Below are 25059 nucleotides of genomic sequence, written 5' to 3'. Positions count from 1 at the left end.
CCATCATGCGTCATCTTCATGAAACCATGAATAGCCGCGCCCCCTCCAAACGGCTCCTCGTCATCGAGGATAACCCTGGCGACCAACGCCTCATCGAGATCAAGCTCGCTGAGGCGATGGCCGGGTGGAAAGCCGATTGCTGTGGCACTCTGGCCGATGGCGTCGCCCTGGCGCGGGCCAATGATTATGCTTGTATCCTGGCCGATCTGGGGCTGCCCGATGCCGCCGGCCTGACCTCGGTGTTGCGCCTGACCGAAGTCGCTTCGGATAAGGCGTTGGTGGTGCTGACCGGGCTGGACGACGAACGGGTGGCGCAAGACGCCATCCGCGCCGGGGCGCAGGATTACGTGGTCAAGTCGTTGGCCGGGCTTGATATGCTGCCCCGCGTCATCCGTCATGCCATCGAGCGCCAGCAATCGCGCACGGCGTTGGAGCTGTCGCACCAGACCGCCCAGGCGTTGCTCGACGCCAGCCATGACATGGCGATGCTGTTGGACGAAGACGGCCACGTCATCACCTTGAACGCCCAGGCGGCCGAGGCTTTCGGCCGGCGTTCCGAGGAACTGGAAGGCATGGACGCCTTTGCCCTGATGCCGCCCGAACTGGCAGAGCGTCGCCGCGCCTTTTTCGACAAGGCCCTGGGGTCTGGGCGCACCATCCAATCCGAGGACAATGACGGCCCGCGCTGGTTCACCCATCGCTTTTTGGCGGTCGGGGCCGAGGGCCAGGCGCGGCGCTGCGCTATCTTCACCCGCGATATCACCGGCGAGCGGGCGGCGGCAACCAATTTGGAAGCGGCCAAGGAAGAGGCGGAACTGGCCAATCGGTCGAAAACCGAGTTCATGGGCCGCATGAGCCGGGATATTCGCACGCCGCTTAATGATGTTATCGGCTTCTCTGAGATGATCGCGACCGAAATGCTGGGGCCGTTGGCTCCTGTCGGCTATCGCGAATATGGCGAAACCATCCTCAGTTCCGGGTCGCAGATCCTGAAGATGCTGGACCGCATCACCGACGTTTCCATGTTGGAATCGGCGCTGCTGAAAGATCAGTCGTCCTATCGCGATCTGGTCGAATTGTCGCCTGATCTGATCTGTGTTTGCGTCGATGGCAAGATCGAACGCATCAACGCCGCCGGTCTGGGGCTGTTGCGCTCTCCGGCCGCCTCGGCCTGCGAGGGCAAGGCGTTCGTCGATTTCGTCCATCCCGATTACCGTGGCTTGTTCGACATGGGCATCGAAGCCCTGTACGAGGAAGATCATCCGGTTCCGGTCAAGATTCTGACCTTCGCCGGCCGGACCCGCGATGTGGAAATCAACGCCGTGCCGCTGCGCCGCGATGGCCATACAGCGGCGTTGTTGGTTGGTCGCGACACCACCGAGGTGACGGCGGCCATGCGGGCGGTGGCGGCGCGCGAACACCGGATTCGCGCCATCATGGATACCGTGCTGGACGGGATCGTCACCATCGACGAGGAGGGGCTGATCGTTTCCGCCAATTTGTCGGTGGAGCGCATTTTCGGCTATCCGTTGTCGGAATTGATCGGCACCAATGTCTCGGTTCTGATGCCTGAACCCGATGCCGGCCGCCATGACGGCTATATGAAGGCCTATATGCAGGGCCAGGGCGGCGGTCTGATCGGCACCGGGCGCGAGGTAATGGCCAAGCGCAAGGACGGCGCTTTGTTCCCGGTACATCTGTCGGTATCGGAACTGCGCCTGGACAAGCGCCGCCTGTTCACCGGGACCATTCGCGATCTGACCGAAAACAAGCAATTGGCCCAGCGCGTGGCCTATCTGGCCAATCACGATTCGTTGACCGATCTGCCCAACCGCACCTTGCTGTGCGATCGTTTGGGCCAGGCGTTGGCGGCGGCGCGCGGCACCGGCCAGCACGTGGCGGTGATGACCATTGATCTGGCCGGCTTCACCATGATCAACGATTCGCTGGGCCATGATGTCGGCAACGGCGTGCTGCGTGAAACCGCGCGGCGGTTGTCACAATGGGTCAGTCTGCATAACGGCACCGCCGCTCGCTTGGCTGGCGATGAATTCGCCGTGGTGCTGCCGGGCTTGCGTGATCTGGCCGGGGTTACCGCCGGCACCGAGCAGGTGCTGGAATTGCTGAACCGGCCGATGAATATCGGCGGCAGCGATCTGGCCTTGCCGGTGGATATCGGCGTATCGGTGTTCCCGCGTGACGGCGACGAGCCGCTGGACCTGTTGCGCAACGCCGAAATGGCTTTGCACCAGGTGAAAAAGCGTGACGATCAACGTCTGGGGTTCTTCGATACCGCCATGTCTTATGCGGTGTCGGAGCGGCTGACGCTGGAGCGTTCGCTGAAAGAGGCGCTCAAGGCCGGACAGTTCGAATTGTTCTATCAGCCCCAGGTGCGGCTGTCCGATTACGCCCTGGTCGGCACCGAGGCGCTGATCCGCTGGCGGCACCCGGAACTGGGCACCATCGCCCCCGACAAGTTCATCCCGGTGGCCGAGGAAACCGGCCTGATCGTGCCCTTGGGCCGCTGGGTGCTGGAACAGGCCTGTCGGCAGTTGAAGATCTGGGAAGGCTCGCCCCTGGCCCATGTGCGCATGGGGGTCAATATCTCGGGCCGCCAATTCCGCGAAGCCGATTTGGCCGAGACCGTGGCCGAAGTCATTCGCGGCAGCGGCATCGACGCCCGCTTGTTGGATCTGGAACTGACCGAAAGCATGCTGATGGCCGATGGCGAAAGCACGCTGCGGGTGCTGCGCGGGCTGGCCGATCTGGGGGTGACCCTGTCCATCGACGATTTCGGCACCGGCTATTCGTCGCTGGCTTACCTAAAGCGTTTCCCTGTCGATACGGTCAAGATCGACCGCGCCTTCGTGCGCGATCTGGACCATGACGAAGACGGCCGCACCATCGCCAAGGCGATCATTTCGCTGGCTCATTCGTTGAATTTGAAGACCATCGCCGAAGGCGTTGAAACCGAGGCCCAGGCCTCGTTGCTGTTGCACCATGGTTGTGATGAAATCCAGGGCTATCTGATTGGCCGTCCAATGCCGGTCGGAGATTTTTGTACGTTTGCCGCCGGCTATGACGGAACGTCCTGGAGCAAGGGGGGGAAGGCATGAGCGGCACGGTAATCATCGTCGAAGATAACGCCATGAACATGAAGCTGCTTGATCAAGCGCTGTCCATCGCCGGTTATCGGACGCTGAAATCGTCCGACGGCGATGGGCTGGTCGAGATGGCTGCCGGCGGTGCCGACGTGGTGCTGATGGACATTCAACTGCCGAAACGTTCGGGTGTCGATTTGTTGAAGGAGCTGCGCGAGGATCCCCGCACCCGCGCCATGCCGGTGTTGGCGGTGACCGCTTTCGCCGACCCGGAATCGGTCAACGGCTTCCTGAGTGAAGGCTTTAATCAGGTCATCACCAAGCCGATTTCCGTGCGCAAATTGCTGGAAGAGGTCGAGCAATATTGCAACAAGGATCGTCTTATACCGCCCGGCCAATGAACTGATCCGTTGGATCAATTCATGCCGAGACGGCCGGCTCAAATGCCGCTCGGGCTTGCCGGCCGCCGGAACGGATCATTTTAAAGGGCGGCCGGTATTACCAGCGCATGATCCCGCCGATCGGCTTTTTCTTGCCGCCGGTTTCAAATCCGCGTTTGGTCACCAGCACCCATTCGTTCACCTGCATGAAGCGCGGCGCCAGGAACTGGTAAAGGTCGCGGATGCGGTTGGTGTTTTCATCCGACCGCACGGCATAAAGCGACTTCCAGATTGGAATGAAATCTTCCCACGGCAATTGCCGGCGATGCACTTCGTCGCGGACCGAACGGATATATTCGATCTGGTTGTCGATGTTCTTCAGCATGGCGAGAATTTCGCCGGTCTGGGCATCCACCTGTTCGAAATAATCGCGAAAGACCTTCAAAGCCCGTTGCGACAGGCGCGCCACTTGATCGGTGGTGTCAATCATCGAGCGGTCGGCGGAATAGATGCGGCGCAAATCCTGCACCTTGTCGTCGATCTTGCAGATTTCGGCGAAGACGTCGCGCTCGCATTCGATATAGGCAAGTTCCTTGGCCAGGGTTTCGATGTATTGCACCACCTCTTCGCGGCGGTCGCGGCCCAGGCCCAGTTCTTCGGCGGCTTCGGCGAAGGCGAGGTTGATGTTCTTCTTCACCTGCGGATCTTCGGCCACCTGCATCAGTTCCTCGGCCGAGGTGAAGATATGTTCGTTGCCGGTCAGCCAGGTGACCAACTGCATGGTCAGACGTTGCCGGGCGATGCGGCGGTGGCGCTCGGTCGGGTCCCACGATGCTTCGCGGGTGGTGATTTCCTTGGGCAGGGCCTCGCCCGGACGCAGGCCGCGGATGAATTGCAGCCCTTCCGCCACCCGATCCAGCATCTTGGCGTCATGGGAATCGGGTTTGAGCATGAATTCGCGCTTGATGCCCTCGAAGCCCAAAATGGCTTCGTTGGCGGCCAGTTTGAGCACGGCGACGGGTTCGCCGACATCGGTGGTGCGAAAATACAGGTCGTCGAACGAGCTAAAGAACTTGTGATCGAAACGGACGATACCGTCATCGCCTTCGCTTGATTTGGCGCTGCTGTTGACTGCCTCTGCCATACCCGGTCCCCAAACTAGCCCCGGCGGCACAGCCCCCCTGTACCGCCATCACCCAAGCAAAGGATTATGCCGAGGGTTGCGGGCGGGAACAAGGGCTGCTGTCACGCTTGGGCCTGAACAAAGGCATGCCCTTCGCGGCCATGGAAATATCCATTGGCGAATTCCGCCTTGGGGCACAATTGCGCCAGGTGCTGGGCGGCGTCTTCGGGGGCGATCAAGCCGTTGGCGGCGGCGCGGAACAGGGCCGCGACCGCGACCATGTCGACATCGTGCGGCCACAGCCGCAAGCGATTGACGCCGATGGCGCGCAGCGGCGCCAGCTCGGCCAACAGGTCAAGGTAATGATAGGACATGGTCTGGGTGCCGTTGACGGCGAGGAACGGCTCGTCGTCCAAGGTATCGACGGCCATGCCGTCGGGATCGTCGGCACAGACGTATTGGCAGCCATCCTTGGCCAGATTGCGCGAGCGGGCGTGATAGCAGCGGGCCGAGATGGCCAGCGGCAGGCGGCCAAAGCTTTGCACTTCGATTTCAGCGCCGCTGTTCTTGGCCAGGGTGGCGATGATGGTGGCGGGCAGCTCTGCCGGCAGGCAGGCGCGGACCGCACCCAAACCATGCAGATAGGCCAAGGTTCCTTCGTTGTAGATGTTCAGCAAGGGGCCGGCGACAAAAGGCCGGCCAGCCAGCATCGAGGCGACCGATATATCGTTGGCTTCGATGAGAAAATCCCCGGCCTGGCTCAATTCCTCGGCCTGCTTGGCTTCGCGCTCGGTCATGATCAGGGCCAGTGACGACAAGATGACTTCCTTGCCCGCCGCGCGCAGTCGCTCGACCACTTCGCCGACGAAGGGGGCGAAGAACGGCGTGCGTTTGGAACACACCACCTCGCCAACGCAGACGCTGTCGATCTCGGCTTCGTCGGCGATGCGGAAATAAAAATCGCGCAGCTTTTCGGGGCGCCAGTTGAACAGCACCGGACCCAGGGTCAGGCGCAGCGGCGAAAGGGGATCGTGTTTGGTCATCGCCAAGCCTTTTCATAGGCGCCGGTGGTTTGGCGGCCGCCTTCGGTGATGCAGTCCAAATCCATGTCGGGAACCGGCTGTCCGGCCATCACCGCGTCGATCCCTGCGCGAAAGGCCTGGACCACCGCCGCCACATAGGCCCGGCCGCGCTGGCGGCCTTCGATCTTGAAGGCGGTGACCCCGGCCTTGATCAGATCGGGCAGCATGGTCAGCGTGTTGAGCGAGGTCGGTTCCTCGAACAGATAGCTGGTCTTGCCGTTGGCGATGAAGCGGCCCTTGCACAGGGTCGGATAGCCGGCCGGTTCGTTCAGACCGAATTGGTTGATGGTGAAGCCGGCCAGTTGCGAGGTGATGCCGTGGCCGCTTTCCACATAGCGGACGTGGCTGGCGGGAGAGCAGACCCCGTTCATGTTGGGGGATTGGCCGGTGGCGTAAGACGACAGGGCGCAACGGCCCTCGGCCATGACGCACAGGCCGCCGAAGACGAATACTTCGGTTTCGATGGGGGCGATGATGGCGTTGATGGCGGCGATTTCCGGCACGGTCAGCACCCGCGGCAACACCACCCGGCGGACGCCGAAACGTTCGGCGTAAAAGCGGATGGCCTGCGGGTTCGACGCCGCCGCCTGCACCGACAAATGCAGGCGCAAATCGGGATGGGTGCGGGCGGCGTAATCGATCAGGCCGATATCGGCCAAGATGACGGCGTCGGCTTGCAGTCGCGCCGCGTCATCGACCGCCGCATGCCAGATTTCGGGGTGACCGGCGCGGGGAAAGGTATTGATGGCCACCAGAACCTTGGCCCCACGGGCATGGGCATAACCGATGCCGTCTTCCAGTTCCTTGCGATTGAAATTCAGGCCGGGAAAATTGCGGGCGTTGGTTTCGTCGCGAAAGCCGACATAGACGCAATCGGCGCCGGCATCGACGGCGCTTTTCAACGCGGCCGGGGTGCCGGCGGGGCAAACCAGTTCCGGGCGGATCAGTTCAGTCATCAGGCATGTCCTCGGCGGCTGGCCTTGCGCAGGGCTTTGACCTCCGCTTCCAGCTCGGCCAGGCGGGCGTCGCGCGCGGCGGCGTTTTGCATGGCCGGAGCGATCAGCGATTGGCGCATGGTCTCGACGCCGCCGCGCAAGGCCGACAGCGTTTCCAGCACGCTGCTGGCGGCGCGTTGGGCCGGGGTGGCCAGCGGCCCCAGGGCCGAGGCCAGATCGGCGATCAGGTCGATGCCGGCGCCGTCGATGGCGTTGCGCAAGGCCACCACCACCTCGGTGTCGCCTTCCACCTGCAACTGACGGGAAAAGAACAAGGCGTCGCCATCGACCTTGCCCTCGGCCAGGGCGATCAGGGTTTCCAGCGGCCCGCGAATGGTGGCATGCACCTCGTCGGCATCGACGAAGCGGCGCACGGTCAGGCGCGGCTCGGCCGGATTGGGTTCCAGCAACAAAGCGAAGGGCAGGTCAACCGGATCAATGCACACTATCCTGTCGCCATAGGCCTCCATCCGCTCCAAGATATCGGGGTGGCGGTTGCGCACCAGCTTGAGCATGGCGTCGAACAGCGGTTGCAGCAAGGCCGGGCGCAGCGGTTTCAAGGCCAGACCCAGCAGTAACACTGGGGAAAACGGCGGCGTCATGGGGCGGTGCCCCGGCCGGAATTGCCCTTCCATCATCTTTTCGCGTCCTTCGGAGGAGGGGGCCAATTGTTGGCAACGGTCATAGCCTCGCGCGTTGACCACCGTCAAGCGACAGCAAGATAGGGCCGAGGCCCCTTGGAACGAAACTTGTTTGTCGTTAGAAAGGACAATCATATCAATTATCCGCCGTCACGGCGCAAGGACCTGTCCCATGATCGTCGACATCGACCTCAGCACCATCACCGTGCTGGTCATCGATGATAGCCGTTATGCCCGCTCGTTCATCAAATCGGCGCTGAATTCGTTCGGCGCCCGTCAGGTGGTGGAGGCGGGCGATGGCCCCGAAGGCGTGCAAATCCTGCGTGATCGCAAGATTGATCTGGTCTTGGTGGATTACGAAATGCAGCCCTTGGACGGCATCGCCTTTACCCGGCTGATCCGGATCGGGGAAATCCCCTTATGCGCGGATATCCCCATCATCATGGTCTCGGGGGCGGCCGACATGGATACCGTGGTGTTGGCCCGCAATGCCGGCATCACCGAATTCCTGGCCAAACCGGTATCGGCTGAATCGCTGTTTCGGCGGGTGCGCAATGTGTTGCTGAACCCGCGACCATTCGTCCAGGCCGATCCCTTCGTCGGCCCCTGTCGGCGGAGCATGGATCGGCCGCCGCCGGAAGGCGTCAATCGGCGATTGTCGGCGCCGTTGCCGAAACCTCGGCCGCTGATCGAAATTCCGCCGGGCATTGCCCAGCCGATGGTGCGCAAGGCCATGGCGCAGGGGGCGCAGGCGGCCAAGACCGGGGGGGAACGGTCGTCGCGGCGACGGTTCAAGGCGGGGGAGCCGATTTTTGCCGAAGGCGATGTGGGCGACGAGGCCTATGTCATCGAAAGCGGCCGGGTTTCCATCTTTAAGATGGTTAATGGCGACAAGGTGGTTTTGGCCGAGCTGATTGATAACGGCGTGTTCGGTGAAATGGCGTTGATCGATGATCAGCCGCGCATGGCCTGGGCTGAAGCCTGCGAGGATACCGTTTGTCTGGTTTTGCCCAAGGCGGCGTTGAAATCGCAGCTGAACCGGACCCCCGATCTGGTGATCCTGGTGCTGGAAACCCTGCTGCACGACATTCGCAAGATGGGCCGTGAACTGGCCGAGGCGCGGTCGCGGGTGCGGGCCAAGCGCGGGTGACGCGGGGTTAAGGCCCGGCGGCTTGGCGGAGCGCCGCCAATACCTCGTCGCTGCTCAGCAATTCGGATAAGGCAATGCCGTTCGCCGCCTTCGGCCCATAGACGGCGTTGAACGGAATGCCATAGCGGCCGAACGACGCCAGATAGGCGGCAACACCGGAATCGGGGGTGGTCCAGTCGGCGCGCATGGCGATGACCGAGCCGTCCCGAAGCCGTGTCGCCACCGGGGCGCGGTCCAGCACGGCGGCCTTGTTGACCTTGCAGGTAATGCACCAATCGGCGGTAACATCGACGAACACCACCTTGCCCTCGGAGACGGCGCGGGCGATGGCGGCTTGGTCGAATTTGACCCAGGCGGTGGCGCCGTCGGCCTTGTCGCCTTCGCTCAGCAGGCCGGTCTGGGTGGCGAGAATGAGTCCCAGCCACAATGCGGTGGCGACCAGGGCCAAGCCCATCACATGCTTGACCCGGACCATCCAACGGCCCGGACGGGGGAGCTTGTGCGCCGCCTGCGGCCACACCGCGACCAGCAAATAGGGGGCGGCCATGCCCAAAGCCAAGGCGGTGAAGATGGTCAGGATTTCAACCGGACCGCGGGCCAAGGCAAAGCCGATGGCGGTGCCCAGGAACGGGGCCGAGCACGGTGTCGCCAGCACTGTGGCGAAAGCGCCGGAAAGGAAATGACCCAACAAGGTGTGATGGCCGCCGCCGCCGCCGCCGACGTTCATCAACGCCGAAGGCAGACGGATTTCGAAGGCGCCCCATAGATTGAGGGCAAAGCCCAGCAACAGCACGATCATCACCGCCAGAAAAGCGGGCTGCTGGAACTGAATGCCCCAGCCCACCGCCGCGCCGGCCGATTTGATGGCGATGGCCAGTGCGGCCAGGGCCAGGAACGAGACGACGATGCCGGCGGCCGAGGCGATGAAGGCTGCGCGGATATGATGTAATTGGGCGCCGCCATGGCCCAGGGCGCCCAGCACCTTGATGGACAGCACCGGCAGCACGCAGGGCATCAGGTTCAAAATCAACCCGCCCAACAAGGCGATGCCCAGCATGGCCAGAAAAGACGCCCCGTCAACGGCGTCGGCGGTCATGGGCGGCAAGGCGGCGCCGGCCACCGGGATCGCGGTCAGTTCCATGGCGCGTTCGCCATCGACCAGGGTGACGGTCAGCGGGGTTTGCCCCAACGGGGCGGTCAGGGTGCCGGGCACCACTGCCGATTCCAGGATCGCCTGGGTGCGATCCGCCGACAAACGCAGGCGTGGCGCCTCGAAGCTGGCGGTTTCGGCGGGTTCGATGAATAGATCCGGGTGATCGAAGGGGGTGGCGCTGCTGACGCTGAGGCGCACCGATGTCGTCTCGCCGGCGCTGATGAATTCCACCGAATCGATGCTGATGCCTTGAACATCGGCGGGGCCGGGCACGCGGGCGGCGAAGCGGCTGATCACGTCGGCGAAATCCGAGGGCTGGGCCGGCCCGGCGGGCACGGTCAGGTTTAAATCCGCCTGCATGGGCACGCAAATCTGGGAACAGGCCAGATAATCCAGATTGGCCTTCAAGCTGACCGCCTTGTGCGGGCGCGGCAAGGCCACGTCCAGGGGCAGCACCACTTCGCCGGCATAGCCGTGGTTTTGCAGGCCGGCGAGGACAAAACGCTTGGGGGCCGGCCACAGCACCGTCACCGCGCCGGCATTCTTCGAGCCGCTCCAGTCGATCTTGGGCGGATAGCCGGCGTCGCCGGGGGTGCGCCAATAGATTTTCCAGCCCGGCAGCAATTGGAAATGAACGCCCAAGCGCATGCTCGCCGCCTTGCCGGTGGTGGTGGCGGCGGCGATCAGGCGGACCTTGCCGGCTTCGTTTTCGACCCAGTCGGACGTTGCCGGCGCCGCCATGGCCGCCGATCCCAGCACCGTCATCATTCCCACCAGGGCCAGCAGCAGCCGTCGCATCATCAATTCCTTGCATCCGAACCGGCGCAGCACAGCAATACCACGGCCATTTGTCAACTTAACTGGCGGTCATGCGGTGGCTGCGCCGCAACACGTCTGCGGGGTTGCACCGAGACGCGTTCCGGCCTATCTGTGGAGCCATGACGATGCAAAAAACCCAAGGCTATTTGTCCGGCCAATTCCTGATCGCCATGCCGCAGATGAAGGATCCCCGATTCGAGCGTGCCGTGGTCTATCTGTGCGCCCATTCGGCCGAAGGCGCCATGGGGCTGGTGGTTAACCGCCTGTTCGACGGGCTGACTTTCGGCGAGTTGCTGGAGCAATTGGGGATCGAGACCGGGCCGGAATGTTCGCGCATTCGCGTCCATTTGGGCGGTCCGGTGGAAGGTGGCCGCGGCTTCGTTCTGCATTCCGACGATTACATGCACGATTCGTCCATGCTGGTGCAAGAGGGCATCGCCCTGACCGCCACCGTTGACGTGCTGCGCGCCATCGCGTTGGGCGACGGGCCGGAAAAAAGCATTCTGGCGCTGGGCTATGCCGGCTGGAGCGCCGGGCAATTGGATGCCGAGATCAAGGAAAATTCCTGGCTGAACGTGCCGGCCGATCCATCCTTGCTGTTCGCCACCGACCTTGCCCACAAATGGGAAGCGGCCATCCACAAGCTGGGGGTCGATCCCAGCCTGTTGTCGGTGGAAGCCGGGCACGCCTGATCGCGCCCGGCCCGCAAGCGGTCAGCGCAGCGCTTGGCGGATGCCGCCATCGAGCAGGCGATCCATGAAAGTCTTAAAGGCGGCCTTGGCCCGTTCCAGTTTGGTGGACGGCAAGTTCATGGATTCGTTGTCGTGCACGACCTTGTCATTGACGGCATTCCGGGCCAGAACCGTTCCGGCTTGATCCCGCACTTCGGCCTCGGCGTTGAAATAGACCGAGGTGGTGAACATGGAATCGGTTTTCCAATCGCGGACGGTAATGCGCAAGTTGCGGTCCGAGGCGGTGCGCGCCGTCGCTGGCGCCGCCTTGACGCCGCTGGCCTTCAAGCTGGAGATGGTCGCCTGGGTCAGGTCGGTGGCTAAGGGGGCGCCCGATTGGGTGTGCACGCCGAAGGGATTGCCAAAGCCGCCACGGACCATGCCAACCCATTGCGGCGTATTGTCGTCGGCCAGCACATAGGGACGCATGTCGATGGTTTCGACGGCGACGGTCTTTTGCGTCGCCACTCCCAGCGGCGGCACCACGTCGCGGTAATCGGTGGTGTTGCCGACCGCGCAGGCCGCCAGGCTAAGGCACAGGCCCATGGCGGCGCATAGAATCTTCACTGACATCATTCCCCCTTGTCGGAATTAACCCGTAATGGTCATTTGCGCGGCGGATAATATCCTTTTGGCTGTGAGCGGGCAAATCATAGCAAGGCCAATTGATCGCCGGCTTGGTGCGGCGGGGCGAATTGGCTGCAATCGAGGTCCCAATCACGCTTGTGATGCAGGCCGAATTTCCGGCACGCCAGATGGAAGCGCTGGGCCAAGAGGTCGGCGTGGTGGCCGTGTCCTTTCATGCGGGCGCCGAAGCGCGGGTCATTAAGGCGACCATGCCGGTTTTGGCTCAACAGCGACAAGATATGCGCGGCGCGCTCGGGCCGGTGTTCGCCCAGCCATTGGGCGAACAGGTCCTTCACTTCGTGCGGCAGGCGCAGCAAGATATAAATGGCGGAGCTGGCGCCGGCCGCCGCCGCCGCCGCCAGGATGCGTTCCAATTCATGATCGGTGAGCATGGGGATGATCGGCGCCACCATGGCGGTGACCGGGATTCCGGCCTCGGTTAAGGCTCGGATCGCCCTGATCCGGGCGGCCGGCACGCTGGCGCGGGGCTCGAGGCGGCGGCAAAGATCGCGGTCCAAGGTGGTCAGCGAAATCCCCACATGCACCAGCCGCCGCGCCGCCATCGGGGCCAGGATGTCAAGGTCACGGGTGATCAGATGGCCCTTGGTGACGATGGTCAGGGGATGATTGAAATCGCGCAAGACTTCCAGGCAATGCCGCATCACCCGCCATTTTCCTTCGATCGGCTGATAGGGGTCGGTGTTGGTGCCAAAGGCGATGGGGGCGGGGCGATAGGATCGTTTGCGCAATTCGCGTTCCAACAGGCGGGCGGCTTCGGGCTTGGCAAACAATTTGGTTTCGAAATCCAGTCCGGGGGACAGCCCCAGATAGGAATGTCCCGGTCGGGCAAAGCAATAGGCGCAGCCATGCTCGCAGCCGCGATAGGGATTGATCGAGCGGTCGAAGGCAATGTCGGGGGAATCGTTGCGGGTGATGATGGTGCGGGTGGCATCGACCATCACCGTGGTGGCCAGCGGCGGCAAGGCGTCTTCGGGGTGGTCCCAGCCGTCATCGAATGCCTGGCGGCGCTGGTTTTCGAAGCGGCCATCGGGATTGCTCCGGACGCCGCGATGGGAGATGCTGTGGGACATTTGTCGAATTTAATGCATGTTCCGCTTTTGTTCCAGAAGAATCGGGCTTGTTTCCTGCCCGCTATATTAGCGTATCATGTGGGAAAGAATTCCAGCCAGGAGGCACCGTCCCGTGAGCCATTCAGCCGCTTCGCCGCTTGAACATCCCTTTGCCCAATATGTGCGCATTCTTGGCAAGGGGCCGAATTTGTCGCGCCCGCTCAGCCTGGACGAAGCCCGGACCGCCATGGGCATGGTCATGCGGGGCGAGGTTGAACAGGCGCAATTGGGGGCCTTTTTGTGCCTGCTGCGGGTCAAGACCGAATTGCCGGAAGAAGCCGCCGGGCTGGCCTTGGGGATCAAGGATCATCTGAACGTGCCGGCCGGGCTGCCGGCGGTGGATGTGGATTGGGCCTCTTATGCCGGCAAGTCGCGGCAATTGCCCTATTACGTGCCGGCCGCCCTCTGTCTGGCCCAGCACGGCGTCAAGGTGTTCATGCACGGGGCCGAGGGCCATACCGGCGGCCGCGTCTATACGTCGCAGGTGTTGGCGGCGTTGGGCGTCCCCGTGGCCACTGACTTTGCCCAGGCGGCGGCTCATCTGAACGATCACGCCTTCGCCTATATGCGGCTGGAGCACCTGTCGCCGGCCCTGCATCAGATCATGGGCTTGCGCCAATTGCTGGGGCTGCGCTCGCCCATTCACACGGTGGCGCGCATGGTCAACCCGCTCAACGCCGCCTTTTCCATCAATGGCGTCACCCACCCGCCCTATCTGCCGGTCCACCAGGAAGGCTCGCGGCTGATGGGCGAAAAGGCCATGGCCGCCTTCAAGGGCGATGGCGGCGAAGTCGAGCGGCGGCCGGAAAAATCGTGCGAGGTGTTCTTTTTGCAAGACGGCCAGCCGGGAACCGAGGATTGGCCGGCCTTGGTCAGCGGTGTGCGCGAAAAGGAGGAAAGCCTGGACCTCGCCCGGCTCAAGGCGTTGTGGCGCGGGGAAGGCAACGACGAGATGGCGGTTGCCGCCATTGCCGGGACCATGGCCATTGTCTTGCGCTATTGCGGCCGGGCCAAATCGGTGGCGGAGGCCGAAGGCGCCGCCCTGGCCATGTGGCGCGACCGAATCAAGGGCGCGCTGCCGGGGGCGGCGTGAGCTACCGGGCGGCGCCACGGCTGCTGATTTCAGCCGCGCATAAATCGTCGGGCAAGACAACGGTGACCGTGGGGCTGGCCGCCGCTTTGGCGGCGCGCGGGCTGGTGGTGCAGCCGTTCAAGAAAGGCCCTGATTATATCGATCCGTTATGGCTGTCCGCCGCCACCGGGCGGCCGTGTCGCAACCTGGATTTCCACACCCAGCCGCCCAAGCACATCCGCGCCCTGTTCGAAAGCGCCAGCCGTGACGCCGATATCAGCCTGATCGAAGGCAACAAGGGTCTGTATGACGGCGTCGATCTGGAAGGCTCCAATTCCTCGGCCAGCCTGGCGCAATGGCTGGATGCCCCGGTGGTGCTGGTGGTCGATACCTCGGGCATGACCAGGGGCATCGCGCCGTTGTTGTTGGGCTATCGCGGCTTCGATCCGTCCTTGCGCATCGCCGGGGTGATTCTGAACAAGGTGGGCGGGCCGCGCCACGAAAAGAAGCTGCGCGAGGTGGTCGCCCATTATACCGGTATTCCGGTGCTGGGGGCGGTGCAGCGGGCCAGCGCCATGCGCATCATGGAACGTCACTTGGGATTGGTTCCGGCCAACGAAGAGACGGAGGCCCAGGCCGCCATCGCCCAATTGCGCGATTGCGTCGCCGCCCAGGTTGATCTGGACGCGGTCATCGCCTTGGCCGGCGACACCATTCCGGTGGAGGTCTCGCCCCATCACGCTGCCGCCGCGCCGGCCGCCGATTTGCGCATCGCCGTCATCCGCGATGCCGCCTTTGGCTTTTATTACGCCGATGACCTTGAGGCACTGCGTCAGGCCGGGGCCGAATTGCTGTTCGTCGACGCCTTGGGCGACGCCAAGTTGCCCGACCATGTGGACGGTCTGTTCATCGGCGGCGGTTTTCCCGAAACCCAGGCTGAACGGCTGGAAGCGAATGCGGGGTTCCGCGCCGATGTGGCGGCCAAGGCCAAGGCCGGCTTGCCCATTTATGCCGAATGCGGCGGGTTGATGTATCTGTCGCGGGCGATTGTCTGGAACGGCGAACGGCGCGCCATGGTCGGCATCCTTCCCGGTGACGCGGTGATGCATGCGCGGCCGCAGGGGCGCGGCTATGTCCGCCTGCGCGAAACCGCCGATTTCCCCTGGCCCCGGCTCGAGCCCGGCCCCGGCATCACTCCGGCGCATGAATTCCACCATTCCCGCATCGAGAATCTGACGGGAGAGATGCGCTTCGCCTATGAAGTGGTGCGCGGCGCCGGCATGGGCCAGCATCGCGACGGCCTGATCGTCGGCAATGCCTTGGCCAATTACGCCCATATGCGCAGCGTCGGAGCCAGTCCGTGGGCGGCGCGCTTCGCGGCTTTTTGCCGTGGCGTTCGCGGGCATTAGCGGCGCATGCGCTTTAACCTTCATTATCTTGCCGATCGGCGCGGCGATATCCCGGTCTGTGCCGAATGGGAACACGCCGAATGGGGACGGGGCGGGGGCAAGACGATCACCGAGGCCATGGCCAGCTATGAAGGCGTTCGCCGTGATGGCGTGCCGTTGACGCTGGTTGCTTGTTCCGAGGCGGGGCAGGCGGTGGGGATGGTCAGTTTGTGGGCCAGCGATTGCCCGTTGCGGTCAGAGCTGACGCCTTGGGTTGCCTCGCTTTACGTGGCGCCGCCGGCCCGAGGATACGGAATCGGCACCAGCTTGTTCGCACGTATCGAACAAGAGGCGGTCATTCTTGGCTTTCGCCGGCTTTATCTGATGACCCAGCATTCCGCCGCGACTTACGCCGCCGCCGGATGGAGCGCATTCGACCGCGTTGACGGCCTTGGCGCCCTGCGCGACGCGGTGTTGATGCGCAAGGACCTTTCGCCATGAAAAACGCCGCCGCCCGATGGGGGCGGCGGCGTCCTGTCGGCAATCCGTGGAGGATTACTTCTTCAGGGTCTTCAAGTATTCGATGACGGCCTTGGCGTCGGCTTCGTCCTTGAAGCCGGCGAACACCATACGGTTGCCCGGAATGACGCCCTTGGGGTTTTCCAGGTACTTGGTCAGGGTGGCGTCATCCCAGGTCACGCCGGAAGCCGTGTGAGCCGGCGAGTACTTGAAATCGGGATAGTTGGTGCCGGCCTTGGTGCCGTACACGCCAGCCAGCGAGGGGCCAACGCCGTGCTTGCCGGCTTCGACCTTGTGACAGGCCTTGCACTTGTCGAAAGCCTTGGGGGCGTCGGCCGCGTTGGCGGCGACCGGGGCGAGCAGCAAAGCGGCGAAAGCCAGACCGAGCATCTTATTCATCATCATCTCCCAATTGCTTATTTAAGCGAGTGTGAAAATAACACCATGTCCTATGACGTCAGGCCCGATCCGGCGTGGTGACCGACCCATGATCAGAATAGAAAAACTTCTGGGCGGAAATAGGGCAATTCGCCTTGGCTGAAGGGCGCGCGGCCTTGGCGAAAAACATCTTCCTCCCGCAGACCCGTCTAGGGGTGCATCGGGCGCGCATTATCATTCACATTGAAGCGAACTTCAACCGCTTGCGGTTCCCTAATGGCCACGAAAACGCTAAGAAATCCCCATGACAGCTCTGCCCATCGATTCCATCCTGCCCGAGATCCTTCAGACCCTGGCCGCCGCGCCCGGATTGGTTTTGCAGGCACCGCCCGGAGCCGGCAAGACGACACGCGTGCCGTTGGCTCTGTTGGACCAGGATTGGCTTGGCGGACAACGCATCTTGATGCTGGAACCGCGCCGTCTCGCCGCCCGCGCCGCCGCCGCCCGCATGGCCGAGACCTTGGGCCAGGCGGTGGGGGAAACCGTGGGCTATCGCGTCCGGCTGGATTCCAAGGTCGGTCCGGCCACCCGCATCGAAGTGGTGACCGAGGGCATTCTGACCCGCATGCTGCAAGACGATCCGTCATTGCCGGGAATCGGGCTGGTGATTTTCGACGAATTTCACGAACGCTCGCTCAATGCCGATGTGGGGCTGGCCCTATGTCTGGAAAGCCAAGGCGCCCTGCGCGACGATCTGAAATTGCTGGTGATGTCGGCAACCTTGGATGGCGGCCCGGTCGCGGCATTGATGGGCGGCGTGCCGCTGGTCACCAGCGCCGGCCGCGCCCACCCGGTGCAAACCCGCTTTTTGGCCCGGCCCGAGCCACGGCGATTCGTCGACGCGATGGTCGCGGCCATCGGTCAAGCCCTGGCCGAGGATGATGGCGACGTTTTGGCCTTTCTGCCTGGTTCGGGCGAAATCCGCCGGGTGCAGGCTGGCTTGGCCGGGATTGACGCCCAGGTGTCGCCGCTTTATGGCGATTTGTCGCAGGCCGATCAGGACCGCGCCATCCGTCCCTTGGGCCGGGGAATGCGCAAGGTGGTGCTGGCCACCTCGATTGCCGAAACCTCGCTGACCATCGACGGCGTACGCGTTGTCGTCGATGGCGGTCTGATGCGGTTGCCGCGCTTTGATCCCAGTTCCGGCATGACCCGGTTGGTCACCGTCCCCGTCAGCCGCGCATCCGCCGATCAGCGCCGAGGGCGAGCGGGCCGGCAAGCCCCCGGAACCTGCTGGCGGCTGTGGTCGGAAGCCGAGGATCGGGCCTTGGCCGGCTTCACCGCCCCGGAAATCACCGAAGCCGATCTGGCCCCGCTGGCTTTGGATCTGGCGCAATGGGGCGTGCGCGATGTCAGCACCCTGGCCTGGCTTGACCCGCCGCCGGCCGCCGCCCTGGCGCAAGCACGCGATCTGCTGGGCGAATTGGGGGCGGTGGGGGAAAACGGGGCGATCACCGCCCATGGTCAGGCCATGAACCGCTTATCCATGCATCCGCGTCTTGCCCATATGGTCTTGCGGGCGCGGGATTTGGCAATGGCCGGGCTGGCTTGCGACATCGCCGCCATCTTGTCGGAACGCGACGTGCTCCGGGCCGAACGTGGCGCCCGTGACGGCGATATCCGGTTGCGTCTCGAAGCTTTGCGCGGCGGTGACCGACTTGATCCGCGCCATGGCTTGGCGGCGGATCGCGGCGCTTTGGCCCGCGCCCGCCAATCGGCCAAGGACTGGCGGCGGCGGCTGGGGCTGCGGCCCGGCGAGCAGGATGGCCATATGCGCGATTGCGGGGTGTTGCTGGCCTTCGCCTATCCGGATCGCATCGCCAAGCGCCGTCCGGGGGGCGAGCCGCGCTATGCCCTGTCGGGTGGCCGCGGCGCCTTTTTTCAGCAACACGAACCGCTGGCGGCCGAGGATTGGCTGGTGGCGGCGGAACTGGACGGCGACCGCCGCGAGGCCAAGATCTTCCTGGCCGCGCCATTGACCCGGAGCGATCTTGACGAACATTTCGCCGATGCCATCCGAAGCGAAACCAAGGTGGTCTGGGATCGGCGCGACGAGGTGGTGCAGGCGGTGCGACAGACGCGCCTGTTCGCCTTGGTGTTGGAAGAACGCAAACTCGACAAGGTGCCGCCGGCCGATCTGGCCGCCGCCATGGCCGAGGGCGTGCGGCAGATGGGGCTTGAATGCCTGCCATGGTCGGACGAGTTGCGCAAATTCCGCCGTCGGGTCAGCTTCTTGCGGATTAATGATCCGCATGGCGGCTGGCCCGATTTGTCGGATCAGGCCCTGGTCGATAACCTGGAAATCTGGCTGGTCCCTTATCTGACCGGCATTACCCGCCGCGCTCATTTGCACAAACTGGATTTGAACGCCGCCTTGCGCGCGATGTTGGACTGGCGGATGAGCAAGCGTCTGGACGAGATGGCCCCGACCCATATGGCGGTGCCGTCGGGCAGTCGGGTGCCGCTTGATTACGACGGGGAGGTGCCGGTGTTGGCGGTGCGGTTGCAGGAAATGTTCGGCTGTGCCGATACGCCGCGCGTGGCGGACGGACAGGTGGCGTTGCTGTTGCACCTCCTCAGTCCGGCGCGACGTCCGGTCCAGGTCACCCGCGATCTCGCCAGCTTTTGGGCCAATGCCTATCACGCCGTCAAAGCCGACCTGAAAGGGCAATATCCCAAGCATTGGTGGCCCGACGACCCCATGCAGGCCGAGCCGACGGCCAGGGTCAAGCCCCGCCGATAACGGGCTTATTGGGCGGGGACGGTGAAGAAAAAGGTCGAGCCCGTATCCGGAACCGAGGTCACCCAGATGGTGCCGCCCCAGCGATGGACGATGCGTCGACACAAGGCAAGGCCGATCCCGGTTCCTTCGTAGCGATCGACGGTATGCAAGCGTTGGAAGATGCTGAAAATCCGCTCCCAGTATTCAGGGGCGATGCCGATGCCGTTATCGGCGATGGAAAACAGCCACATGTTGTTTTGCGTCGGCTCGGCGGCGATGGTGATTTCCGGTGTGCGGTCGGGATGGCGGTACTTGAGGGCGTTGTCGAGCAGGTTCATGAACAAGCTGGACAATTGGTGTTCGTTGATGGGGATGACCGGCAGGCTGGCAATGTCGATATTGGCTCCCGCCTCGCTGATGGGTTGGGCCAGATCGGTCAGCACCACATTAACGACGTCGTTGACGGAGACAGGCGGGGGCGGCGCGCATTGCCGCGATACCCGCGCATAGGTCAGAAGATCTTGGATCAGGCCGGACATGCGCATGGTGTTGCTGACGATAAAGTCAATGAATTCCGCGCCCTCGGTTCCCAATTGATCCTTGAACCGGCGGTGCAGCAATTGCGAAAAACTGGCGATGTTGCGCAAGGGGGATTGCAGATCGTGCGAGGCGATATAGGCGAATTCTTCCAGTTCGGCGTTGGAACGTTGCAGATTGACGTTGATGGCCTGCAATTCATCGGCCTGGGCAAGGCTTTGCCGATAGGCCTGGGTCAGGCGCCGGTAGATGACGATCTGGATTGCGCTTAACAGCAAGGCGATCGCCGCCGTGACGGTGGCCTGGATATACCAGGGCTTGAGGTAATCATTGGCGCTGACGGCAACAACCACGGTCAGCGGATAGGATCCCATGCCGCGGAATGCATATAATCGTCTCAGGTGGTCGATGGCGGATTCGAATTCACCCTCGACCCTGGTGAGGTTGGATGTATGCAACTGATAAAGCCCGGTCAGGGATTCGTTGAGTTGCGCTTCGACCTTGGGCCGACGCAGCAAGAGCCGGGACAATTCGCGGTGCCGCAATGTCACCAATCCCTCGTCACCAATATTCAAGGCGTCGATGATGGTCTGGAACCAGTCGAGGTCGATATAGGCATTGACGCTCCCCAGGAAGCGGCCGGCATCGTCGCGGATGGGGTGGGCGAAGACAACGCCCAAGCGGCCGCTGGCCTTGCTGATCAGGACCTCCGATAAAACGAATGTTCGGGTGGGGGCGTTTTGCAGTTTTTGGAACCAGTCCCGGTCCGCCACGTTGATCTTAACCCGAGGATCGACGCGGCCGATTCCCAGCACGCTTTGGCCGGCGGCGTCGAAAATTCGATAATTCAAGACGGCTTCGAACCCTTGCAGGGAAATCCGCATATGTTCTTCGATTTCAGCGTTCCGGGCGGCGGCGATGCTGAGGGGAAAGTCATGTTCTTTGGCGATGATGCTGGCGAAGACATCCAGATCGGTGCTGATGCGATCCAACGAGCTTTTGATGGTAAGGGTCAGCATATCGGCGAGATTGATGACGGTGGTTTGTGCCTCGCGGCGGGCGGCTTGATAGCCGGTCCAGCATTGATAGGTCAGCAGGCCAAGAATCAGCAGCAGCGGCCCCAGGAACAGAGGTCCTCCGGCGCGGATGGTGATACTCGGTCTGGTCTGATCCCGAGGACAAACTGGCATCGCAGTTCCCTCTATATGCTGCACTGACGAACAGCATATAGAGGTCATATCCTAAAGGGTAGTATCCTGTCGCGCCCCCTCTATTTTGGGTGGTCTGCAACGTCGGTGGCGTCACGGATCCGGGCAGATGGTATCGGGTTTCTTTGGTCGTGCCGTCAGCACCCGCGTTGCCGTCACGATGATGAAGGCGACGATGGCGGCGGCATTGAGCAGCCCGCCCCACTGGCGGCTGGGGCTGAGATCCAGCAGATCGCCGGCGAGGCGCAGGCTCAGCGACAGGTGCAGCATGGCCAGCGGCAGATAAAAGGCGGAATGGAACGGCAGCCGGACCGCCAAAATGGCCGGCAAGATGATCGGGGCATGGCCGAACACCATGGAAAAGACGAAGCCGACGAACAGGGCATGCAAGGCGGCGTCATAGACCGGTGTCGCCACGCCGCCATCCAATATGGGCATCAGCGCGCCAGCCACGGCCAGCCAGACATAGCCCGACAGCAGGCAGACGGCGACATAGCGGGTCAGGCCGGTTTGGCGGATGGTCCGGCGGACGACATCGTTCCACAGGCTCCAGGCCACCAGCAAAACCAAGCCGGCGCCAAACGCCGTCCAGGCTGGCCCGGCGCCGACGACGCTTTGCACCGCGCCGATGCCGATCAGCAGCAAAGGCGGGGCCAAGGTGGGATTGCGCCATTGGTTCGGCGGCAGGAAACGGGCCAGTTCCAGCCGTTCGCCGGCAATGGTCAGCACCAGAAAGGCCGCCCACAGGGCGACAATTTCCGCCACCATGGCCCCGGCCAGCCACATTCCATTGCCCAAGGCCCAGCAAAACGCCCCCAACGCCATCAATTTGGTGAAGGGTTCGGCCTGACGGCGGGCGACGATGACGGCCATGGCCAGAAACAGCAGACTGCCCATCAGCAGCAAGACCGCCCCCTGAAAGCGCCAGCCGATCAGCAGGAACAGGCCGCCGGCGGCGCTGGCGGCGGGGGCGGCGAACCCCCACGGGCGGTTCAGGGCGACGGCGCGCTCCAGGCCGATGACGGTGCCGAAAAAGCCGCAGACCATCAGCGGACCGTGGATATCGGTCCAGTCGAGTGCGGGCAAGTCCCACCCCATCCGAGCCAGTCCGGCCAGCATCCCGCTGAGCAGCGAGATCGCCCCCAGCAGCAGAAAGGGCAGACGCGGCATGGTCATCACGGCCAGCCCAAAATGGCTTTGGCGGCGGCGCTCATGCGTTCGGGTTGCCACAGGGGGTGTTCCAGAATCTCAACCTGGGCGCCGGGGATCAGGCGCTTGGCTTCGTCGCGCAGATAGCCCGATTGTGGGCAGGCCGGGGTGGTCATGATCAGGGCGATGCGGATGGCGCCCTCACTGTCGCTGACCGATTCCACCAGCCCCAGATCGACGATGTTGACGCCAATATCGGGGTCGATGATCTGCTTTAGGGTTTCAAGCAACGGATTCATGGCATGCGAACCGAAATCGTTCCAGGGATGCTTGACCCTATCCCCGCCGCCATGTCCGCGCCTTGAGGGTGGTCAAGCTACCGCAGGAACGCAACCAGGGCTTGGTTGACCCGCTGGGGCTGGGTCAGCTGCGGAAAGTGATCGACATCGTCCCAGACCACCAGCTTGGCCTTAGGGTAATTCATCGCCAGCCATTCCTTTACCCCCGTCTGCGAGGCGGCGGCATAGAGCCCCAGCACCGGGATGTCGTAATGGGCAGGGGCCCAGACGGCGTCATCACTGAAATGGGTGAAGGTGCTGACCGCCACGGATTGGTCGATGGCGCGCGCCGTGGTCATCAATTCCTGTTTCTGCTTGGGTGAAACCTTGGTGGAAAAACGTTGGAAGAACTGTTCCAGCACCAGTTGGTAGCCGGGACTGTTCAGCCCCTCGATCATGCTTTTCATCCAGGCTTGCTGCGCCGCCTTGGCCGCCGGATCGGAAGGCTGGGCCAAGATGGCGCCATCGACGAACACCGCCTTGTCCACTTTCAAGACGCCATGGCGCATCACCGTGTGGATGACCGGCAAGCCCATGGAATGACCGATCAGGGCGGCATGGTCGAGACCGGCGTCCTTGGCCACCGCCTCGACGGCGCGGGCATAGAAATCCATGTCATAGACGGTGTCGCGCGGCTTGCCCGACTGGCCGTGGCCGGGCAGATCCAGGGCGATGACCTGATGGGCTTTGGCCAGTTCCGGCACTTGAAGACGCCAAAAACTCTGGTTGAGGGTGAAGCCGTGGATCAGGATGACCGGGCTGCCCTTGCCCCAGCTTTTGTAGTGGACCAAAACGCCGTCGGTGCCGGCGAAGCGGGATTGCCCATCCTTGGCCAGGGCCGCCGCCGGGGCGAGCAAGACCAGGATCAGCAGCAGGCGGAAAACCAATCGCATGGGGTCAGCCCTTGACCATTTCCAGATGGACGCCGCAGGCTTCCGACGGTGGAATGCGGATGGTGCCTTCGCGGTCGCGGGAAAATTCGACATCGTTATGTGTGAGCCATTGGGCGGCGCGGTCGGTGTCGGCGACCAGCACGGCCAGCGCCACCAAGGCGGGGGCGGGCGGCAATTCGTCCAACTCGGCTTCGGGATGCAATTGGGTGAGGTCATCGGGTTTGGACAAGAAAATCAGGCCGCGCCCGGTGTGCAAGGTGACGGTGTCGTCGGTGATCACCGCCCGGTGCGGCCCCAGCACCAGATCCCAGGCGGCGGTCAGCTCCACCGGTTCGGCGACGATGGCGGTGACCGAGGCAATGCCGATGGCGCCATTGGGGTGAACCAGCCAATCGGGGAAACGTTCGCGTTCGGCGGTGATGTGCTGGGTGACGCGGGTATGGATGCCCGGCGTGGCTTCCATCGGCAACAGGGTTTCCGAGAACATCAGCGTCGCTTGGCCCTGATCAGTGTCGATGCGGCGGCTGAGAGAGCGCGGCAACGGCACATCAAGGCCCAAGGATTGCAGGCGTTCGATGACCGCCGCGCCGTTATCGGTGCCCAACGAGATGCCGTGCAGCCCCTCATGCGCATCGGTGAAGGCCCGCAATTCGTCGGCGACCTCGCCGGCGCCGACGGCGGCTTGCAGGGCGATGTAATCCTGGCGGAACATGATGCAATGGTTGGCGGTGCCCCATTCCGGGTGCTCGCCGCGCGGGGTCAGGGTGAAGCCCAGCCGGTGAAAGGCGGCGTCGGCGATGGTCAGATCCCGCACGGCGATGACGGCATGATCCAATCCATTGATGTTGTTCGCCATGATTTCCTCCCGCTGTGGCACCTGCGAAGGGTCGCACGGATCGGGGGGGAGGAGTCAACCCACGGGTGGGTGAAAAATAAAGGCTGACCATAGGTCATGGCCAAGAGGTAAAGGCGGATTACGCCTGCTTGGCGTCAATGATGGCGCGGCGGATGGCGCGGGTTTCGCGGAAATGGGTTTCCAGCGTTTCCCCTTCGCCCCAGCGGATGGCCCGTTGCAGGGCGGTCAGGTCCTCGGTGAAACGTTGGATGACTTCCAGCACCGCTTCCTTGTTGTTCAAGAAAACGTCGCGCCACATGATCGGGTCGCTGGCGGCGATGCGGGTGAAATCGCGAAAGCCCGAGGCGGAAAACTTGATCACTTCTTGCTGAAGATCGTCTTCCAGATCGCTGGCGGTTCCGACGATGGTATAGGCGATCAGGTGCGGCAAATGCGAGGTGATGGCCAGAACCTTGTCGTGGTGGTGCGGTTCCATGATCTCGATCATCGAGCCCATGGTCCGCCACAAGGTGGTTACCTTGTCCACCGCCACCGCATCGGTGCCGGGCAGCGGCGTCAGGATGCACCAGCGGCCCTGGAACAATTCGGCGAAACCGGCATCGGGGCCGGAATGTTCGGTGCCGGCGATGGGATGGCCGGGAACGAAATGGACGCCTTCGGGCAGATGCGGCAGCAGATCGCGGACCACCGCCATTTTCACCGACCCCACATCGGAAACGATGGTTCCGGGCATAAGGTGCGGGCCGATGGCGGCGCCGACCGCGGCCATGGCCCCCACCGGGGTGCCGACGATGATCAGATCGGCCCCGGCCAGCACGGTGGCCGGGTCGGTGCCGGCGGCATCGACGATGCCCAGCTTAAGCGCGGTTTCACAGGCCTGTTGCGACGCGTCCAAGGTGACGATGCGGCCGGCCAGCCCGTGCAGGCGGGCGGCGCGGGCGATGGACGAATTGATCAGGCCGATACCGACCAGACAAAGGGTGCCGAACAGGGGGGACGCGGTCATT

The 25059-nt window shown here is 63.3% G+C and carries 22 protein-coding genes; 8 read left to right on the top strand and 14 right to left on the bottom strand.

Annotated features, from left to right (window positions below; translation table 11 throughout):
- Positions 1–5 precede the first annotated feature (5 nt).
- The gene (locus KEC16_RS06725; RefSeq protein WP_211547123.1) at positions 6–3116 is read left to right on the top strand and encodes an EAL domain-containing protein; all 3111 of its coding nucleotides are present in this window, start codon (positions 6–8) and stop codon (positions 3114–3116) included.
- Entirely contained in the window at positions 3113–3502 is a 390-nt protein-coding gene (locus KEC16_RS06720) for a response regulator (protein WP_211547121.1), read from the top strand. Before KEC16_RS06725 ends, KEC16_RS06720 begins: the two co-directional genes overlap by 4 nt.
- A gap of 97 nt (positions 3503–3599) precedes the next feature.
- On the opposite strand, the gene KEC16_RS06715 is transcribed toward KEC16_RS06720, so the two are convergent.
- From KEC16_RS06715 to ubiT, 4 genes are all read right to left on the bottom strand, one after another.
- Positions 3600–4625: a hypothetical protein gene (locus tag KEC16_RS06715; RefSeq protein ID WP_211547119.1), complete on the bottom strand. Its 1026-nt coding sequence runs from the start codon at positions 4623–4625 to the stop codon at positions 3600–3602.
- 101 nt (positions 4626–4726) lie between these two features.
- The gene (gene ubiV / locus KEC16_RS06710; RefSeq protein WP_211547117.1) at positions 4727–5647 is read right to left on the bottom strand and encodes a ubiquinone anaerobic biosynthesis protein UbiV; all 921 of its coding nucleotides are present in this window, start codon (positions 5645–5647) and stop codon (positions 4727–4729) included.
- The gene (gene ubiU, locus KEC16_RS06705) at positions 5644–6642 is read right to left on the bottom strand and encodes a ubiquinone anaerobic biosynthesis protein UbiU (RefSeq protein ID WP_211547115.1); all 999 of its coding nucleotides are present in this window, start codon (positions 6640–6642) and stop codon (positions 5644–5646) included. Before ubiU ends, ubiV begins: the two co-directional genes overlap by 4 nt.
- A complete protein-coding gene (gene ubiT, locus KEC16_RS06700; RefSeq protein ID WP_211547113.1) occupies positions 6642–7319 on the bottom strand; it encodes a ubiquinone anaerobic biosynthesis accessory factor UbiT in 678 nt (225 codons plus the stop codon). Before ubiT ends, ubiU begins: the two co-directional genes overlap by 1 nt.
- Positions 7320–7494: 175 nt before the next feature.
- Between ubiT and KEC16_RS06695 the strand changes: the two genes are divergently transcribed.
- Positions 7495–8472, top strand: a complete 978-nt coding sequence (locus KEC16_RS06695) for a cyclic nucleotide-binding domain-containing protein (RefSeq protein WP_211547111.1) — start codon at positions 7495–7497, stop codon at positions 8470–8472.
- 7 nt (positions 8473–8479) lie between these two features.
- Here the strand turns inward: KEC16_RS06695 and KEC16_RS06690 are convergent, their stop codons facing one another.
- Positions 8480–10426: a protein-disulfide reductase DsbD family protein gene (locus KEC16_RS06690; RefSeq protein ID WP_249208878.1), complete on the bottom strand. Its 1947-nt coding sequence runs from the start codon at positions 10424–10426 to the stop codon at positions 8480–8482.
- Between the two features lie 137 nt (positions 10427–10563).
- Here KEC16_RS06690 and KEC16_RS06685 point away from each other — a divergent pair, with 137 nt between their 5' ends.
- Positions 10564–11136 carry a YqgE/AlgH family protein gene (locus tag KEC16_RS06685; RefSeq protein WP_211547109.1) on the top strand — a complete coding sequence of 191 codons (573 nt, stop codon included), beginning with the start codon at positions 10564–10566 and terminating at the stop codon, positions 11134–11136.
- A gap of 21 nt (positions 11137–11157) precedes the next feature.
- On the opposite strand, the gene KEC16_RS06680 is transcribed toward KEC16_RS06685, so the two are convergent.
- Positions 11158–11751 carry a hypothetical protein gene (locus KEC16_RS06680; protein ID WP_211547107.1) on the bottom strand — a complete coding sequence of 198 codons (594 nt, stop codon included), beginning with the start codon at positions 11749–11751 and terminating at the stop codon, positions 11158–11160.
- Positions 11752–11825: 74 nt separating this feature from the next.
- A complete protein-coding gene (locus KEC16_RS06675) occupies positions 11826–12893 on the bottom strand; it encodes a PA0069 family radical SAM protein (RefSeq protein WP_211547104.1) in 1068 nt (355 codons plus the stop codon).
- Between the two features lie 112 nt (positions 12894–13005).
- Between KEC16_RS06675 and KEC16_RS06670 the strand changes: the two genes are divergently transcribed.
- The 3 genes from KEC16_RS06670 to KEC16_RS06660 are packed head-to-tail and all read left to right on the top strand — an operon-like array spanning position 13006 to position 15893.
- The gene (locus KEC16_RS06670) at positions 13006–14025 is read left to right on the top strand and encodes a glycosyl transferase family protein (protein ID WP_346344045.1); all 1020 of its coding nucleotides are present in this window, start codon (positions 13006–13008) and stop codon (positions 14023–14025) included.
- On the top strand, positions 14022–15413 hold the full coding sequence (locus KEC16_RS06665; protein ID WP_211547100.1) for a cobyrinic acid a,c-diamide synthase CobB: 1392 nt from the start codon (positions 14022–14024) through the stop codon (positions 15411–15413). The genes KEC16_RS06670 and KEC16_RS06665 overlap by 4 nt, the downstream gene beginning before the upstream one ends.
- Before the next feature lie 6 nt (positions 15414–15419).
- Positions 15420–15893: a GNAT family N-acetyltransferase gene (locus KEC16_RS06660; RefSeq protein WP_211547098.1), complete on the top strand. Its 474-nt coding sequence runs from the start codon at positions 15420–15422 to the stop codon at positions 15891–15893.
- A 54-nt stretch (positions 15894–15947) separates the two neighbouring features.
- Here the strand turns inward: KEC16_RS06660 and KEC16_RS06655 are convergent, their stop codons facing one another.
- Positions 15948–16310 (bottom strand): c-type cytochrome, encoded by a 363-nt coding sequence (locus KEC16_RS06655; RefSeq protein WP_346344044.1) that lies wholly within the window; start codon positions 16308–16310, stop codon positions 15948–15950.
- A gap of 283 nt (positions 16311–16593) precedes the next feature.
- Here KEC16_RS06655 and hrpB point away from each other — a divergent pair, with 283 nt between their 5' ends.
- Positions 16594–19092, top strand: a complete 2499-nt coding sequence (gene hrpB / locus KEC16_RS06650; RefSeq protein WP_211547094.1) for an ATP-dependent helicase HrpB — start codon at positions 16594–16596, stop codon at positions 19090–19092.
- A 5-nt stretch (positions 19093–19097) separates the two neighbouring features.
- On the opposite strand, the gene KEC16_RS06645 is transcribed toward hrpB, so the two are convergent.
- The 6 genes from KEC16_RS06645 to KEC16_RS06620 form a co-directional block, all read right to left on the bottom strand.
- Positions 19098–20798, bottom strand: coding sequence for a sensor histidine kinase (locus tag KEC16_RS06645; RefSeq protein WP_211547092.1), 1701 nt, complete (start codon positions 20796–20798; stop codon positions 19098–19100).
- Positions 20799–20909: 111 nt separating this feature from the next.
- A complete protein-coding gene (locus KEC16_RS06640; RefSeq protein WP_211547090.1) occupies positions 20910–21992 on the bottom strand; it encodes a hypothetical protein in 1083 nt (360 codons plus the stop codon).
- A complete protein-coding gene (locus tag KEC16_RS06635; RefSeq protein WP_211547088.1) occupies positions 21992–22264 on the bottom strand; it encodes a metal-sulfur cluster assembly factor in 273 nt (90 codons plus the stop codon). The genes KEC16_RS06640 and KEC16_RS06635 overlap by 1 nt, the downstream gene beginning before the upstream one ends.
- 77 nt (positions 22265–22341) lie before the next feature.
- Positions 22342–23196 carry an alpha/beta fold hydrolase gene (locus KEC16_RS06630; protein ID WP_211547087.1) on the bottom strand — a complete coding sequence of 285 codons (855 nt, stop codon included), beginning with the start codon at positions 23194–23196 and terminating at the stop codon, positions 22342–22344.
- Between the two features lie 4 nt (positions 23197–23200).
- The gene (locus KEC16_RS06625) at positions 23201–24052 is read right to left on the bottom strand and encodes a VOC family protein (protein WP_211547086.1); all 852 of its coding nucleotides are present in this window, start codon (positions 24050–24052) and stop codon (positions 23201–23203) included.
- Between the two features lie 118 nt (positions 24053–24170).
- Positions 24171–25058 (bottom strand): prephenate/arogenate dehydrogenase family protein, encoded by an 888-nt coding sequence (locus KEC16_RS06620; RefSeq protein WP_211547085.1) that lies wholly within the window; start codon positions 25056–25058, stop codon positions 24171–24173.
- Position 25059: the final 1 nt, after the last annotated feature.

This window comes from Magnetospirillum sulfuroxidans (assembly GCF_018224925.1).
GTDB lineage: Bacteria > Pseudomonadota > Alphaproteobacteria > Rhodospirillales > Magnetospirillaceae > Magnetospirillum > Magnetospirillum sulfuroxidans.
This window is presented reverse-complemented; position numbering and strand designations above follow the sequence as displayed.